Raw genomic sequence first — 15,063 nt, forward strand, 5'->3', positions numbered from 1 at the left:
CGCGTGCCCGCCGGACGGCGCCCTTGCGGATCGTCGTCCGGCGCCCTGATTGGCCGCTTACCCGTACGGGCGGTAGTCATGCACCGACCGTGCGAAATCGTGGCTGTGCCGCGGCAACCGTCGTACCCGTCCCGTGCCGGATCGCAGCCCGACCGGACGCGGCGTCCGCCGACCGCCCCACGCGGCATCGCCCGCTGCTCATATAAGCAGAAGCAAGGAAAAACTTCTCCAAGTGCCTGCATTTGCTAGCTGAAAAGAGAGAACCCATTGCAAATACGATTTGCTGGTTCCTGGGCCGGGCATCACCGCACAGCCGGGACACCGGCAGCGGCCACCCCACCAGCGGAGGACGACGGCAATGGACCCTGCCCCAGGAATCGGCACCGCAGTCCACCACCCCGTTCCCGCTGCTCCGCCTCTTCGGGTCATCGGAGGCGCGGTCCCGGTCCTCCTGGGCGTCAACCACCTTCGCGCGTGGGAGCAGCGCGCGGTCGTCACCACCTACTCGTGTGCCACGAACGGTCCTCGTCGCATGCACTGCGTCGGACCGCTGCTCTACGACGTCCTCGGCTCGCACGTCTTCGCCGCGCACGCCACCCGCAAGGCCCGCGCCCACCACCTCGTCACCGTCGTGGGCCGCGATGGACACCTCGCCGTACTGAGCTGGGCGGAAATCGATCCCGACTTCACCGGCACCCCCGCACTACTGGCCACAGCGGTTGACCACCACCCCCTGGACGCCCTGGGGCCGCAGCTGGTGGTGCCCGCCGACGCCTGCGGGGCGCGCCACATCAGCGCCATCACCGAACTACGCGTCACGGCTGCCGCCGTAGGGCCGGGGTAACCCCGCTCCCCCGGACCAACGCGTCCGCCGAACCGCCCGTCCTGTTTCCTTCGCGTCGTGGACGGGGCCTCCGGGCACGAGGATTTGCCGAGCAGGCAGAGTGGTCGGCGCCGCCTGCGGGTAGTCGAGGACGATTCCGGATGCCGAGGACACGCGAGGGGAACAACGATGACCGCGCTGCGCGACGAACTGGGACCGCATGGGATCTGGAGCGCAGAGCTACGCTCCGAGGACGCCGCCTTGCGCGGGGAGATCCCCGAGGCGGCTGCCGAGCTGGAGGAACTCGGCTTCGGAGCCGTCTGGCTGGGCGGGAGCAGCGGTGTCGAACACGCGGTTCCCCTCATCGAGGCCACCTCGACGCTGACCGTCGCCACCGGCATCCTCAGCATCTGGCAGTACGCGGCCACCGACACCGCCGCGCGCTTCCTGGAGCTCGACCGAGCACACCCAGGGAGGTTTCTCCTGGGCATCGGGGCCAGTCACGCCAGACTCGCCGCTCAGTACAAGCGTCCCTACTCGTCGATGGCGACCTACCTCGACGCGCTGAAGGCCGCCGGCGTCCCGGCCGGACGAATCGTGCTGGCCGCCCTCGGCCCGAAGATGCTCGAACTCTCCCGCGACAGCGCGGGAGGCGCCCACCCGTACCTGGTCACCGTCGAGCACACCGCGAAAGCGCGCGAGCTCCTCGGTCCGGGGCCGCTCCTGGCCCCCGATCTGAAGATCGTCCTGGAGACCGACCCGGCAACCGCCCGCTCTGCCGCCCGCGACTACCTCTCGCGCTACTTGTCCCTGCCCAACTACACGAACTCGTTCCTGCGCCTGGGGTTCACCGAGGACGACTTCGCGGGTGGCGGCAGCGACCGGCTCGTTGACGCCGTCTACGCCTGGGGCGACGACGAGAGGATCCGCAACCGGGTCGCCGATTTCCGGGCGGCGGGTGCGGACCACGTCGCCCTACAGGTGGTCGTGCCCGGCGCCACCGGCTCCCTTCCCCGTGAGCAGTGGCGTTGACTCGCCGCCGCACTGGCCTGACCTCGGGCTGTTCACGCTCCCGCGGTGCCTTGAGAGCGGTCGGACGAGACAGGGGCCCGGTCCGGTTTGCTGGGAAGGGCCGTCGTCGCGGACGAGGACGCACCGGTTCATCTGCGTCACCTCACCGCTCGCCCACTGGGCACCGAGCACCGGGCACCGGCCCGGGGAGACCGCCCGGTCGGCTACCCGGCCCTTGACAATCATGCGACATGCAGCATGCAATATATTGCATGCCAGTTCCCCAGGGCCGAGGGCTCGCCGCCAAGTCACTCCTTCGGGAGAACGCCTATCGAATGATCCGGGACGCGATCGTTGACGGCACGCTCGCTCCGGGCGAACGCCTCGTTGACGGCGACCTGGTGGCATGGCTGGGTGTCAGCCGCACCCCCATCCGAGAGGCGCTGGCACGCCTTGAGCAGGCCGGGCTGGTGCAGACCAAACCGGGACGCTCCACCATCGTCAGCCCGCTGGACGTGCGTGCCGCACGCAACGCCCAGTCGGTGACGGGCGCCATGCACGAACTCGCCGTGCGCGAGGCGCTCCCCCATTTGTCCGCAGCCGAACTGGACGCCATGCGCGACGCCAACTCCCGGTTCGCCGACGCGCTGCGGCGCGGCGACGTCGAGGCCGCACTCGCCGCCGACGACGATTTCCACGGCGTCACGGTCACGGCCTGCGCCAACCAGGCGGTACTCCGTGTCCTCGAGCAGTTCACCCCGGTGCTGCGACGCGTCGAACGGCTGCGTTTCTCCTCGTTGAGCGGCCGTGGGTCGGTCGCCCAACACGAACGGATCATCGCGCTGTGCGCAGAGGGGGACGTCGAGGGTGCGGCCGCCGCAGCCCGCGCCAACTGGCAGACGCTCGTCCCGCTCTTGGACGCCGCCGCCCCCGATACGGAGCACGGCTAGGGCTGTGCCCCCACGACCTTTCCCACTATCGACCGGTCGCACCGCACCGGACGTGTCCCGCCAAGGAGGAACGATGTCCCTCGACGATTTCGAGCGCTATCCGCTGCTGTTCGGCCCCAGCCCCGTACACCCCCTGGACCGCCTCAGCAACCACCTCGGCGGAGCCCGCATCTGGGCCAAGCGCGAGGACTGCAACAGTGGACTGGCCTACGGCGGCAACAAGACCCGCAAACTGGAGTACCTCGTTCCAGACGCACTGCGCCAGGGAGCCGACACCCTGGTGAGCATCGGCGGTGTGCAGTCCAACCACACCCGCCAGGTGGCGGCGGTGGCCGCCAAACTCGGGTTGAAGGCCGTGCTGATGCAGGAGAGCTGGGTGGACTGGCCCGACCCGGTCAACGACAAGGTCGGCAACATCCTGCTCTCCCGCATCGCGGGTGCCCGGGTCCAGCTCGTTGACGCCGGGTTCGACATCGGGGTCAGGGACAGTTGGACCCGGGCGCTGGAGGACGTGCGCGCGGCGGGCGGGACCCCCTACGCCATCCCGGCCGGGGCCTCGGACCACCCGTTGGGCGGTCTGGGCTTCGCCAACTGGGCCTATGAAGTGCAGACCCAGGAAAAGGAGCTGGGGGTCTTCTTCGACACCGTGGTGGTGTGCAGTGTCACGGGCAGCACGCACGCCGGGATGATCGCCGGATTCGCCGGCCAGGACCGGCCCCGCCGGGTCCTGGGCATCGACGCCTCGGCCAAGCCTGCCGCGACCCGTGCCCAGGTCGCCTCGATCGCACGCGCCACCGCAGAACTCATCGGCCTGGGCCGCGACCTGCGAGAGGAGGAGATCACCCTGCTGGAGGGGTGGGCCGGCGACCTCTACGGCATCCCGGTGCAGTCCACGATCGACGCCATCCGGCTCACCGGGAGCCTGGAAGGCATGATCATCGACCCTGTCTACGAGGGCAAGTCCATGGCAGGGCTCATCGACCTCGTCGGCTCCGGCGAGATCCCCAAGGACTCCAACGTCCTCTACGCCCACCTCGGTGGCCAACCCGCCCTCAACGCCTACAGCGGCCTCTTCAGCTGATGCCGATCGTGACCGGGGCGACGGCGGCGAACGGCTCCGGTCACGGCTGTTCCCGCTTGGCGACAGCGCGTTCGGCCAAGTGCGCGCCGATGGGCAGCGCGGCCGTCGCCGCGGGGGACGGCGCGTTGAGCACGTGCATCATCCGGGCGGACTCCGCGATCTCGAAGTCGTGGACGAGCGTGCCGTCGCGGCGTACGGCCTGTGCCCGGATCCCTGCCCCGTGCGGGAGGAGGTCGTGCCGGGTGAGCGAGGGGGCGTAGGCGCGGCACTCCCGGAGGTAGCTGGTGCGCGACAGGGAATTGCGCATCTCGCGTGCACCCGCGCCGATGGCGGATCGGGCCAGGCGCCACGTTCCGGGGAAGGCCGCGACCTCCCACGTGTCGCGGAGGCTGACGGAGAACTTCGGGTATCCCTCCCGGGCCAGCCCCAGGACGGCGTTGGGCCCCACTGTCACCTCGCCCCGGAGGGTGGGGCTCAGGTGGACCCCGAGGAAGGGAAGGGCGGGGTCGGGCACCGGGTAGACGAGGTGGCGCACGAAATCGCTCTTCCCGGCGGGGAGCCGAAAGTACTCGCCGCGGAACGGGACGATGCGGATGTCGGTGGTGACACCGGCCATCCGGGCGAGTCGGTCGGCTTGCAGCCCTGCACACACGACAAGCGCGTCGCAGCTGTTCAGGCCCTGTTCGGCGACGATCTCCACCCGTGTTCGGCTTTCCCGGATGCCGCGCACCGCGGCGCCGAACCTCAGGTCGGCACCTGCGTCGGCGACGACCCGGGCGAGCACCTCGCTCACCTGGCGATAGTCCACGATCGCGGTTGCGGGCACGTACAGGGCACCCGATCCTTCGATGTTGGGTTCGCGATCACGGAGCTGCGCGGCGCTGAGTGTCCGTGCTTCGATGCCGTGGAGTGCGGCGCGCTCCCCCAACCCCCTCATCCGTTCTTCTTCGACCGGGGTGGTGGCCACGAGCAGCTTGCCCCGCTGCTGCCAGGCGATGCCGTGACGGTCGCAGAACTCCTTGGTCCGGGCGGCACCCTCCTTGCTGAAGACCGCTTTGCGGCTGCCCGGGGCGTAGTAGATACCGGAGTGGATGACTCCGCTGTTGTGGCCGCTCTGGTGGCGGGCGACTCCGTGCTCCTTGTCCAGGAGGAGCAGGTCCGCGCCGGGTCGCCTGCGCAGGATGGCGGCAGCGGTGGCCAGGCCGACGATTCCGGCACCGATCACACAGAAGTCGTAGTGCGCCATTGCCCACCTCGGATCGTACGGGGAGCGCCCCGGTAACGTGCCCCGCCGAGGATAACCGCCCCCGGGGCGGGTGGCCGGCGCGTCCCGCCCATCGGCTCGCCGCGACCTTCACAACCCCCTGCCGCGTCTGCCGGCAACGGGCCGGCCCGAAGGGATATGGCCGCCGGGCAAGGTCGTCGTGCCCGGTGGCGACACGAGACTTACCCCTGGCCGCGTTCCCCGCTGCCCTTCCCTGGTCGATGCTGGTCAGAGGAGGATTGACGACGATGGCTGAGACGGTCCTGATCGTGATCGGCGAAAAGAAGCAGTACGCCTCGGCGGTGTCCCCGGAGCGGTTGTTCTTCGTCTACAGCGTGACCGCACCGCCGGATGGGCTGCACCACCGGCCCGAGCGGAAAGTACTGCGGGGCAGCGGGGAACTGTACCGGCGATGGGTGACCGCGGCACGCACGTACGAGGCGGTGCTCGTCGAGGAGGAGACCCGGCTGGACAGGCTGTCGCGCCTGCGGTGGACGGATCTGCTCTCGGGCGGCAGACAACGGGTGGCCCGGGCGAGACAGTGCTATCGGGAGCGGACGGATGCCGCTGCCGCCGCCTACCGGCCGGTGCAGGAGGAGATCGAGGAGCGGCTGGCCGCGCGCGGAGCGGAAATCGAGGCGCGGGAACGGAAACGGCGCATCGCCGCGACCGAGCGCCGGGAACGGGCGGACCGGTTCCATTCGGTGGCCGACAAGGCCGTGTGGGGGTGGATCCTGCTCGCAAAGCGCAAGACGCCCATCGTCGTGGTGTTTCGCCACGACATCGCACCGGCCCGTGCTCTGCCCCGGGGCGACCGCAGGTCGGCGGAGCCGCTGGACGCTGCCGGGCTGGAGGAGTCGCTGCTGGGGCTGCGGACCGTCCGGATCATGATCGTCAGGTGGGAAAGCGCCGCACGTGAGGCGGTGGCCGACGAGTGCTCCGTGCCGGGCGCCTCCCCCGAGCAGTTCGGCCACTGGTGGCGGACGGTTACGGCGCAGAGCTGGCCCAATCCCGCACGTATCCCCGAACGGTCCGGACGCCGGGGCCGCCCCTCCCCTGTCGGGTGGGACGACGACTCCGGCTGACCGTGCGGGCCGCCCCGTCGAAGACCGCGGCCGTGGTGGTGTCCCGCGCCGTCAGCAGACGCTGTCGCCGGGCTTGGGGTTGGCCATCATGAACAGCGAGCGGGCGCGCAGCCCCACCCAGGTACCGGCGATGGCTGCGACGGCCCAGAGCCAGCCGTGCAGGCTGCCCGAGGCGATACCGGCGAGGTAGGCACCGATGTTGCAGCCTCCTGCCAGGCGTGCCCCTATCCCCATCAGGATGCCTCCGACCAGGGCAGCGGCCACGACGTTCCAGCGCAGTCCGGTGTGCAGCTTCCACGCGCCGGCGGCGGCTGCGGCGATCGCGGCGCCGATCATGATGCCGATGTTGGTGAGGCTGTTCTTGTCGGCGAGGACCGGCCCGGCCAGTTGTGCGGCCTGGTCGGGTTGCTGCCAGAACGCCCACGTCTGCGGGTGCAGGCCGATGAACTGGAGGAACTTCGCACCCCACAGGTTGAAGGCGCTGGTGATCCCCCACGCGCCTCCGGAGACGACCAGCACGGCGCCGCCGAGTACGGCCAGCACTAGCGCGCCTGCGAGCATCGGCCAGCTCCCGCGAAGGATCCGCGCGGCGCCCGCGGTGCTGGGGACCGCGCCGACCGGCGGCGGGGTGCGCCGGTTCTGCACGATGCGGGTGCCGACGACCAGAGCGGCGAGCAGCGCGACGGTGACGGCCCATGACCCGGCCCAGCCGACGTGGTCGGAGAGCAGGAAGGGCGGCAGCGCGGGCAGGTCGGCGACCATCGGCCATCCGGCGCTGTAGATGACCGAACCGGCGATGAAGCCCGCCAGTGTCACGAGGATGGCGGACTGCCCGGAGCCGACGGCGAACAACGTCCCGGAAGCGCACGCTCCGCCCAGTTGCATACCGATGCCGAACAAGAAGGCGCCGAGGAACAGGGCGACCCCGATCGGCCCGGCCGAAGGCTGGGGATCGCTGCCGAACAGGCCGGTTCCCGTCCCGATCACCAGGGCGAAGAGTGTCGCGGTGGTGCCCAGCAGCAGGGCGTGGGCGCGAAGCCCGGTCCCGTTTCCGACCGCGACGAACTGGCGCCAGGCCGAGGTGAACCCGAAACGGGAGTGGAAGAGCGCGAGCCCCAGTCCGGTGCCCAGCAGCAGCAGGACGGCCGGCTTGGCTCCGTGTTCCAGCCCGACGTAGGAGGCGAGCACGGCGAGTACGGCGAAAGCGACGACCAGCGGCGTCCAGCGGACCGGTTCCAGCGCCGGTGCTGCGGGGGGCGGCACGGACAGGGTGTTGTGGAAGAGCAGTCCCGCTGTGAACGATCGGCGGTCATCGGTGTCGGGCGGGGCGGATGGTGTCATCGCGACGGTCTCCATGGCATGACGGGCAGCCCGGAACAAGGGGGTGCGGTGGGTCGGGACGGATCGTGCCCTCCCCCTGCCGAAGAAACGGCGGCTCAGCGGGGAGGGGCCGCGTCAGAGAGCGCGGCGGGAAAACCGGCGACGACACAGGCCGTCATCGGTGCTCGTGAGCGACATGGAGATCAGCACCATGCGCAAGAAGATCGTCGGACCAGACATAACGACCACAGGCTACCCCTTGGGTGCGATGCGTGAACAAGGCGGGGACGGCCTGCGGTGGCCCGTCGCCGTCGGATGCCTCTCGGATCACTCCCGCTGTCCCGGGGGCGGTTCGGGGGAGGGCGCCGGGGAAAGGACCACCTCGGTGACGGCGCGGCCGTCGGTGCCGGTGACGGCCGCCGTCCAGGCCCCCAGGTCCACGCGGTCGCCGGGCTCGGTGGGGATGCGGTGGAGGAGGGCGATGACCAGCCCGGCGATGGTGACGTAGTCGCCCTCGGGACGGTTGCCGAGACGGATACCCAGGTCGGGAAGGTCGTGGAGCGGGAACGTGCCGGGGATCCGCACGGAGCCGCCGTCCAGGTGGGCGACGGGCTGTCCCTCTGCGTCGGTCTCGTCGTAGATGTCGCCGACGATCTCCTCCAGCAGGTCCTCCAGGCTGACGATGCCGTCAACCGAACCGAGCTCGCCGACGACGAACGCCAGTTGCTGGCGTTGGGCCGTCAGGTGGTGCAGCGCCTTCGACACCGGAAGCGAGTCGGGGAGCAGCAACGGGGGGCGGGCGAGGTCGCCCGCACTGCCCTGTCCGCGCAGCAGGTCCGACCAGTGCACGACCCCGATGAGGGTGTCGAGGCCCTCCCCCTCGACCACCGGCGCGCGGGAGTGCCCGCGTTGGGCGAGCAGGCGCACCGCGTCCGGGGCCGACAGCGCTGTGGGCAGGACGTTGACGCTGCGGCGCGGCACGAGGATCTGGCGCAGTCGCCGATCGGTGATCGCGAATGCGCCGGTCAGGATGGTGCGCTGTTCCGTCGTCATATCGTGCCGGGTGACGATCATGTCGCGCAGTTCTTCGGTCAACACCTCGTCCCGTCCCGCTTCGGGGTCGGCGCCGCCAAGGCGTACCACCAGGTTGGTGGAGGCGCTGAGCAGCCATACCGCTGGACGGGAGAGCGCGGCGAGCAGGGTGAGCGGCCTGGCGACCAGTAGTGCCCAGGCTTCGGCCCGCTGCATGGCGATGCGTTTGGGGGCAAGCTCGCCGAGGACCAGGGTGACGAAGGTGAGCACTACGGTGACCAGCACGATCGATACCGGGCCGGCTGCGTTGCCGAGGAATCCCAAGGGCTGCACGAGCGGCTGGGCGAGGGAGACGGCGGCGGTGGCCGAGGCGAGGAACCCGGCCAGGGTGATGCCGATCTGGGTGGTGGCCAGGAAGCGGTTGGGGTCGCGGGCCAGGCCGGCGACCAGCCTCCCGCCGGTTCCCCGCTGTTCCAATCGTTTGAGTTGCCCCTCGCGCAGTGTGATCAGCGCGATCTCGCTGCCGGCGAAGATCGCGTTCAGCACGAGCAGGACGAGGACGAGGACGAGCTCGGTCGCGTAGTTGTCCATGGGGCCCTTCAGGCACGTGAGTCCGGACGGGTACTCGAAGACGCGTGACGCACGGACTCACGCATGCCCTCAACGGCTCCGGTGTATTCGGCCCGGCCTCGGCGGTCGGTCGCGGTGGTCAGTCGCGGTGGTGAAGAAGAGGCCGACTCCCTTTATTCAGGTATTTACTACCGGTTTAGTTTGGATTAACGTCGGTGCGTGACCCGCCCATTCCAGTCCCCCGACCAGCGCCGTGCCCCGAGTCTGGCGATCATCGGCGCAGGCCCGCGCGCAACCTCTCTGCTGGAACGCATCACCGCCAACCGCTCGGAGCTGACACCGGGACTCTCCTTCGACGTGCACGTGATCGATCCTCACCCTCCGGGGGGCGGACGGATCTGGCGCCGCGAACAGTCGCGGTGGCTGTGGATGAACACCACGGCCGACGACTGCACGATGTTCACCGACGAATCCGTGACCTGCACGGGCCCCATCGTGGCCGGCCCGACTCTCACTGAGTGGGCGGGCCAGGTGGTGACGGGACGGCTCCCGCTCCCCGCCGGCTTCGAACCCGACTACGACGACCTCTCCGAGGCCGCCCGGGTCACCGGGGGCTGGTTCGCCACGCGCCGGCTGCAGAGCCACTACCTGTCCTGGGTCTTTTGGCACGTGGCCGGTCGCGCCGCCCCCGCGGTGCGGGTGCACACCGTGGCGGCGCGGGCCGTGGACGTCATCGACCTGTCCGACGGACGCCAGCGGGTGGTGCTGGACGGCGACCGGCCGGCCCTTGACGTTGACGCCGTGGTCCTGGCCCAGGGCGGACCGGACACCGCGCCCACCCCCGAGGAGGAGCGGCTGGCCCGCTACTCCGACGCCCACGGGTTGACCTACCTGCCCACCTCCTCCACCGCCGACGTCTCCCTGGACGCCGTCCCGGCACGGGAACCGGTGATCGTGCGCGGACTGGGTCTCGCCTTCATCGACACGATGGTGCTGCTCACCTCCGGACGAGGCGGTGCCTTCCGCCGCGACGCCGCCGGCGAGCTGCACTACACGCCCTCGGGCGCCGAACCCGTGATCCACGCAGGTTCGCGCCGGGGCGTGCCCTACCACTCGAAGATCCACTACGACCTGCCCGGCTCCCGCCCCTCCCTCCCCCGGCACTTCAGTGCCGAAGCGGTGGCGGCGCTCGGCGAAAGCCCCCTGGACTTCGACGAGGACCTGCTGCCCCTCATCGTGCGCGAACTCACCGACGCCGCCTACCGTGAACTGGCCGGCTCGCATCCCGAGCGCCTGTCCGTGGACGCCGACGAGTTCCTGGCCCGCCTGGACGCCCTGGACTGGAGCGATCCGGCGCTCAAGGACCTGGTGGCACAGGCCGTCCCCGAGGAGGCCGACCGGTTCGACGTCCAGGAGTTGGACCGTCCTCTGGCCGGGCTCCGCTTCGCCCGCCCCGCGGACCTGCAGACGTGGATGGTTGACTATCTGCGTGCCGACCTGCACAGGCGTCGCGACGACCGTCACAGTTCCGATCTGGCGGTGTTCCACGCCTTGCTGTCGGTGTTCGGCGTGCTGAGCGAGCTGGCTCCCGACCGGCTCTCCCCTTCGTCCCAGGAGCGCGGGTTCCCCGCCTTCATGGGCTTCTTCAGCTATGTGGCGAGTGGGCCGCCGGGACCGCGCCTGGAGGAGCTGCTGGCGCTGGCCCGCGCCGGTGTGGTGCGGTTCATCGGAGCCGGCACCGAGGTCGGCGCTGTGGACGGCGTGTTCCGGGCGTCGTCCACCAGTACCGGTTCCGTCGTGGAGGCCCGCGCGCTGATCGAGGCGCGCCTGCCCGCCACGACGCTGACCCGCTCGACCGACCCGCTGTTGCGTGCCCTCCTGGACCGGGGGGCGATCCGGGAGCTGGAGCGGACCGATCCCGGGACCGGCACCGCACATCGCACCGGGCTCATCGACGCCGCCCCCGGCGACCAGCGGCTCCTACGGGGCGACGGCAGCCCGCACCCGGCCCGGTTCGGTGCGGGCGCACTGGTCGCGGGGGTGGTGGGCGCGGGCGGTTTCTCCCGTCCCCGCACCAACGCGGGGTTCTTCAGGCAGAACGACACCGTGGCCCGCGCGGTGCTGCGCGCACTGGCCCTCACCCGCTGACCGGCGGGCTGTCCGCCCTCCCGAGGGACGCCGGCGGGAAAGGCCCCGCTCAGCGGGGGGCGGGCAGCCCCAGGTTCTCGCGCAGGGTGGCACCGGTGTACTCGGTGCGCAGCACCCCTCGTTCGCGCAGGAGCGGGACCACCAGGTTGACGAAGTCGTCCAGACCTCCCGGGGTGAGGTGCGGAACGAGCACGAAACCGTCACAGGCCTTGGTCTGCACGTGTTCGTCGAGCTGGGCGGCGACCCCGTCGGGCGTTCCGACGAAGGTCTGGCGCGCCGTGGTCTCCACCACGAGGTCGCGGATGCTCAGCTTCTTGGCCTCGGCGAGTTCGCGCCACGCGCGGACCTGGGCGAGCGGGTCCTTCACCCGCCCTGCCCGGCCCTGGCTGATCGCGGTGTTGCCCGGATCGGGCTCGACGTCGGGGAGCGGGCCGTCGGGGTCGTACGCCGAGAGGTCGCGGCCCCACACCTGCTCCAGGGAGCGGATCGCAGTCTGGCCGCTGACCTGCTGGTAACGGATGTGGCGCGCCCTCTCCTCGGCTTCGGCCGCGGTGCCGGCGACCACGAACGTGGCTGCCGGCATGATGAGCAGGTCCTCCGGCGAGCGCCCGTAGCCGCCCAGCCGCCCCTTGACGTCGGCGTAGAAGTCGCGGCCCTGTTCGAGCCCTCCGTGCCGGGAGAAGATGACGTCGGCGTTGGCCGCGGCGAAGTCCCGCCCCTGGACCGAGTCGCCCGCCTGGATGACGACCGGATGGCCCTGGGGCGAGCGGGGGACGGTCGATTCCCCTTCGACGGCGAAGAAGCGGTCCGTCTGTGCGAAACGGCGCACTCCGCCCTCGTTGACGAACGTCGGCCGGTCGCGCCCCCCGGCCAGCGCGTCGGCGCTCCAGGAATCCCACCACCCTCGGGCGGCACGTACGAAAGCGGCTGCGCGCTCGTAGCGGTCGGCGTGGTCGAGGTAGCCCCCGCGACGGAAGTTCTCACCGGTGAAGGCGTCGGAGGTGGTGACGACGTTCCAAGCCGCCCGTCCGTCGCTGAGATGGTCCAGGCTGGCAAGCTGCCGGGCCAGTTCGTAGGGCTCGTTGTAGGTGGCGCTGAGCGTGCCGGCCAGGCCCAGGTGGCGGGTGACCGCAGCCAGTCCGGCGAGGACGGCGAGGGTGTCGGGGCGCCCTACGACGTCGAGGTCGTGGATGCGTCCCTGGTGTTCGCGCAGGCGCAGCCCCTCGGCGAGGAAGAAGAAGTCGAACCCTCCGCGTTCGGCGGTACGGGCCAGGTGGACGAAGGAGGAGAAGTCGATCTGGCTCCGGGAGGCCGGGTCGCTCCACACGGTGGTGTTGTTGACGCCGGGGAAGTGGGCGGCCAACCGGATCTGCTTACGGGGCGTGGTCATGGGTGGCGCTGCTCTCCGGGTCCGGGACGGTCGGGTTCGGGGCCTGTGCCCCGGGACGGGGGTGCGGCCCGCGGCAGCGGGCTGACCCCCAGCTCCAGACCGAGCTCCATGAGGTAGGTGTCGTGCTCGGTGGTGCCGTTTCGTTCCTCCGGCGGCTGCCCGGGGGTGGTCATGCGCGGGCGTAGCGATTGCCGGCGCGGGGCAGGCCGAAGCGGCCGCGCAGAGTGGCTGTCGGGGAGCCGGGGCGCAGCGCCCCGGCCTGTCGCAGCAACGGGACGACCCCGTTGACGAAGGCCGAGAGGTCGTCGGGCAGTACGGCCGGGTAGAGGGTGAAACCGTTGACCGCGCCTGTCCAGTCCAGGATGCGGGCGGCAAGGTCGTGGGGCGTTCCGGTGAACCGCAGGCCGGCTTCACGGACGGGTGGGGCCGCCAAGGAGTCCAGGCGGTCCCTGCGGTTGAACGCGGTGGCCGTGTCCTCGGCCAGCAGGACCCGGAGGTCGGCCAGGACCGACACGTGCGCGGGATCGCGTCCGGCACGCTCGGCGGCGGCCCTGATCCGGGCGCGCAGCGCGGTTGCGGCGCCGTGTTCGGTGGGCGCGACGAGCACGACGTCGGCGACCGCGGCCGCCACGCTCTCGGCCTCCTCCGAATCGGCGCGTACCACGACGAGAGGGTGGCCCTGCGGCGGGCGGGGTGTGATGGAGGGGCCGCGCACCGACCAGCCGGGGCCGGAGAAGTCCACGTAGTGGAGCCGGTCGGTGTCGACGAAGCGGCCGGTCGCGGTATCGCGGATCTCGGCGTCGTCCTCCCAGCTGTCCCAGAGCCGGCCCACGACGTCGGCGACCGCGGCGGCCTCCGTCCACAATCGCGGGCGCTCCGCGACCGGGCGCCGGCCGAAGTGGCGGGATTCGGCTTCGGTGGTTGACACCTGTACGCGCCAGCCGGCCCGGCCCAGGCTCACGTGGTCGAGGGTGGCCACCGCCTTGGAGACGTGGAAGGGCTCGGTATGGGTGGTGGTGACCGTGGGCACCAGGCCGACGGTGGTGGTCTCGGGGGCGATCCGGGTGAGGGTGAGCAGGGCGTCCAGGCGTCCGCGTACCGTCTGTCCGGTGTCGTCCTGAAGGGCGAGCGAGTCGTCGAGGGTCACGAAGTCGAGTGCGCCTCGCTCGGCTTCGCGCGCCAGTTCGGCGTAGTGTCCGGCGGTGAACAGTTCGGCCGGTTCCGCACGGGCGACCCGCCACGCGGCCGGGTGGGCACCGGCACCGTCGATCGCCGCCCCGATCCGCAGGGGTTGGGGTGCGTCGGACATGGTCGCTGCCTTTCTGGTCGTGGCCCGCCCCCGCCTGTTGACGGGGGCGGGCGCAGTGGCGCCGGCGGCCCGGCTACTCCCGGGGCAGCCCCGGCGGGTTGATCTCGGAGGCGGAGACCGCCTCGGCGTTGACCGCCCAGCGGTCGAGCACCTCCTGGTACTCACCGGTCTCGATCAGGCTGTTGATGGCCGCGTTGAGGGACTCGATGAGGCCGTTGTCCTTGAGGGTCATCGCCGCGATCTCGGCCTTGATCTCGCCACCGCCGGAGATCGTGCCCACGAGCTCGGTCTCGCCGGAGACCTGCGCGTGGTACGAGACGCTGGGTGTGGGGCCCAGGTAGACGTCGATGCGGCCCGACTGCAAGGCCAGGTAGTAGTCGGTGGCGTTCTGGTAGTACTGCAGGTCCAGTGGTTCCAGGCCGGCCTCCTGGTTCTGTTCGTCCCAGCGCAGGAGGATCTCCTCCTGGTTGGTCCCCGAGTCCACCGCGACCGACAGGCCGGCGATGTCGGCGGGCTCGGTGACCTCGGTGAGGTCGCTGCCCACGGCGGTCTCGAAGGACACCGTGTCCACCCGGTAGGTGGCGAAGTCGTAGAGGTCCTTGCGCTCCTCGGTCACGGTGACGTTGGCGAAGGCCACGTCGTACTGGCCGCTCTCCACGGACAGGAAGAGGTTCTCCCAGGAGGTCGCCTGGGTGTCCATCTCCAGGTCGAGGACGTCGGACACGAGTTGGGCGATGTCGGTCTCCACGCCGATGAAGGTCTCGTCGTCGTCGGCGTAGAAGGTCAGCGGGGGCGCGCCTCCGCTGGAGTGGCCGACGGTCAGTGCGCCGGTCTCGCGGATCTCCTCGGGGACCAGCGCGGCGATCTCGGGAACGGCCTCGGCGCGGATGCGGTCCTGGTCGGGAGAGGTGTTGAACCCGCTGTCGCCTTCGGCTCCTGCGGGGGCGTCGGCGTCGGCGCCCCCTCCACAGGCCGAGAGCGCCAGGACGGACGCCACGGCAAGGGCAGGCAGGGCTGTTCTGCGGTGCGGGACGAAGGACATCGGTCTCCTCAGAGGTAGGGGATGGGTTGGGGATCGGG

General features: G+C 70.8%; 13 protein-coding genes. 6 read left to right on the forward strand and 7 right to left on the reverse strand.

Going from position 1 to position 15,063, the window contains the following annotated elements:
• Nucleotides 1-358 precede the first annotated feature (358 nt).
• The 4 genes from AC0VYP_RS14670 (at nucleotide 359) to AC0VYP_RS14685 (ending at nucleotide 3,865) form a co-directional block, all read left to right on the forward strand.
• Nucleotides 359-844: a hypothetical protein gene (locus tag AC0VYP_RS14670; RefSeq protein ID WP_475470218.1), complete on the forward strand. Its 486-nt coding sequence runs from the start codon at nucleotides 359-361 to the stop codon at nucleotides 842-844.
• 168 nt (nucleotides 845-1,012) lie between these two features.
• The gene (locus AC0VYP_RS14675) at nucleotides 1,013-1,855 is read left to right on the forward strand and encodes an LLM class F420-dependent oxidoreductase (protein ID WP_475470220.1); all 843 of its coding nucleotides are present in this window, start codon (nucleotides 1,013-1,015) and stop codon (nucleotides 1,853-1,855) included.
• Between the two features lie 251 nt (nucleotides 1,856-2,106).
• On the forward strand, nucleotides 2,107-2,784 hold the full coding sequence (locus AC0VYP_RS14680; protein ID WP_285756573.1) for a GntR family transcriptional regulator: 678 nt from the start codon (nucleotides 2,107-2,109) through the stop codon (nucleotides 2,782-2,784).
• Nucleotides 2,785-2,857: 73 nt separating this feature from the next.
• Nucleotides 2,858-3,865 carry a 1-aminocyclopropane-1-carboxylate deaminase gene (locus tag AC0VYP_RS14685; protein ID WP_285756574.1) on the forward strand — a complete coding sequence of 336 codons (1,008 nt, stop codon included), beginning with the start codon at nucleotides 2,858-2,860 and terminating at the stop codon, nucleotides 3,863-3,865.
• A gap of 40 nt (nucleotides 3,866-3,905) precedes the next feature.
• On the opposite strand, the gene lhgO is transcribed toward AC0VYP_RS14685, so the two are convergent.
• The gene (gene lhgO, locus AC0VYP_RS14690; protein ID WP_285756575.1) at nucleotides 3,906-5,111 is read right to left on the reverse strand and encodes an L-2-hydroxyglutarate oxidase; all 1,206 of its coding nucleotides are present in this window, start codon (nucleotides 5,109-5,111) and stop codon (nucleotides 3,906-3,908) included.
• Nucleotides 5,112-5,377: 266 nt separating this feature from the next.
• On the opposite strand from lhgO, the gene AC0VYP_RS14695 reads away from it, so the two are divergent.
• On the forward strand, nucleotides 5,378-6,214 hold the full coding sequence (locus tag AC0VYP_RS14695) for a hypothetical protein (RefSeq protein ID WP_475470222.1): 837 nt from the start codon (nucleotides 5,378-5,380) through the stop codon (nucleotides 6,212-6,214).
• A gap of 51 nt (nucleotides 6,215-6,265) precedes the next feature.
• On the opposite strand, the gene AC0VYP_RS14700 is transcribed toward AC0VYP_RS14695, so the two are convergent.
• On the reverse strand, nucleotides 6,266-7,555 hold the full coding sequence (locus tag AC0VYP_RS14700; protein WP_475470223.1) for a YeeE/YedE family protein: 1,290 nt from the start codon (nucleotides 7,553-7,555) through the stop codon (nucleotides 6,266-6,268).
• A 306-nt stretch (nucleotides 7,556-7,861) separates the two neighbouring features.
• Nucleotides 7,862-9,157: a hemolysin family protein gene (locus tag AC0VYP_RS14705; protein WP_475470224.1), complete on the reverse strand. Its 1,296-nt coding sequence runs from the start codon at nucleotides 9,155-9,157 to the stop codon at nucleotides 7,862-7,864.
• A 198-nt stretch (nucleotides 9,158-9,355) separates the two neighbouring features.
• Between AC0VYP_RS14705 and AC0VYP_RS14710 the strand changes: the two genes are divergently transcribed.
• Nucleotides 9,356-11,284: an FAD/NAD(P)-binding protein gene (locus AC0VYP_RS14710; protein ID WP_475470226.1), complete on the forward strand. Its 1,929-nt coding sequence runs from the start codon at nucleotides 9,356-9,358 to the stop codon at nucleotides 11,282-11,284.
• Between the two features lie 49 nt (nucleotides 11,285-11,333).
• Here the strand turns inward: AC0VYP_RS14710 and AC0VYP_RS14715 are convergent, their stop codons facing one another.
• The 4 genes from AC0VYP_RS14715 to AC0VYP_RS14730 all read right to left on the reverse strand — a co-directional run bounded on the left by AC0VYP_RS14715 (nucleotide 11,334) and on the right by AC0VYP_RS14730 (nucleotide 15,025).
• Nucleotides 11,334-12,674: an NtaA/DmoA family FMN-dependent monooxygenase gene (locus AC0VYP_RS14715; RefSeq protein WP_475470227.1), complete on the reverse strand. Its 1,341-nt coding sequence runs from the start codon at nucleotides 12,672-12,674 to the stop codon at nucleotides 11,334-11,336.
• Nucleotides 12,671-12,847 (reverse strand): hypothetical protein, encoded by a 177-nt coding sequence (locus tag AC0VYP_RS14720; protein WP_475470229.1) that lies wholly within the window; start codon nucleotides 12,845-12,847, stop codon nucleotides 12,671-12,673. The genes AC0VYP_RS14715 and AC0VYP_RS14720 overlap by 4 nt, the downstream gene beginning before the upstream one ends.
• Nucleotides 12,844-13,983, reverse strand: coding sequence for an LLM class flavin-dependent oxidoreductase (locus AC0VYP_RS14725; protein WP_475470231.1), 1,140 nt, complete (start codon nucleotides 13,981-13,983; stop codon nucleotides 12,844-12,846). The genes AC0VYP_RS14720 and AC0VYP_RS14725 overlap by 4 nt, the downstream gene beginning before the upstream one ends.
• Before the next feature lie 73 nt (nucleotides 13,984-14,056).
• Nucleotides 14,057-15,025, reverse strand: a complete 969-nt coding sequence (locus AC0VYP_RS14730; protein ID WP_475470233.1) for an ABC transporter substrate-binding protein — start codon at nucleotides 15,023-15,025, stop codon at nucleotides 14,057-14,059.
• Nucleotides 15,026-15,063: the final 38 nt, after the last annotated feature.

It is taken from the genome of Nocardiopsis sp. iso_186 (assembly GCF_056173365.1).

Coding starts and splice junctions, on each gene's coding strand:
- AC0VYP_RS14670 (WP_475470218.1), top strand. CDS start 359: ATGGACCCTGCCCCAGGAATCGGCACCGCAGTCCACCACCCCGTTCCC.
- AC0VYP_RS14675 (WP_475470220.1), top strand. CDS start 1,013: ATGACCGCGCTGCGCGACGAACTGGGACCGCATGGGATCTGGAGCGCA.
- AC0VYP_RS14680 (WP_285756573.1), top strand. CDS start 2,107: ATGCCAGTTCCCCAGGGCCGAGGGCTCGCCGCCAAGTCACTCCTTCGG.
- AC0VYP_RS14685 (WP_285756574.1), top strand. CDS start 2,858: ATGTCCCTCGACGATTTCGAGCGCTATCCGCTGCTGTTCGGCCCCAGC.
- lhgO (WP_285756575.1), bottom strand. CDS start 5,111: ATGGCGCACTACGACTTCTGTGTGATCGGTGCCGGAATCGTCGGCCTG.
- AC0VYP_RS14695 (WP_475470222.1), top strand. CDS start 5,378: ATGGCTGAGACGGTCCTGATCGTGATCGGCGAAAAGAAGCAGTACGCC.
- AC0VYP_RS14700 (WP_475470223.1), bottom strand. CDS start 7,555: ATGACACCATCCGCCCCGCCCGACACCGATGACCGCCGATCGTTCACA.
- AC0VYP_RS14705 (WP_475470224.1), bottom strand. CDS start 9,157: ATGGACAACTACGCGACCGAGCTCGTCCTCGTCCTCGTCCTGCTCGTG.
- AC0VYP_RS14715 (WP_475470227.1), bottom strand. CDS start 12,674: ATGACCACGCCCCGTAAGCAGATCCGGTTGGCCGCCCACTTCCCCGGC.
- AC0VYP_RS14720 (WP_475470229.1), bottom strand. CDS start 12,847: ATGACCACCCCCGGGCAGCCGCCGGAGGAACGAAACGGCACCACCGAG.
- AC0VYP_RS14725 (WP_475470231.1), bottom strand. CDS start 13,983: ATGTCCGACGCACCCCAACCCCTGCGGATCGGGGCGGCGATCGACGGT.
- AC0VYP_RS14730 (WP_475470233.1), bottom strand. CDS start 15,025: ATGTCCTTCGTCCCGCACCGCAGAACAGCCCTGCCTGCCCTTGCCGTG.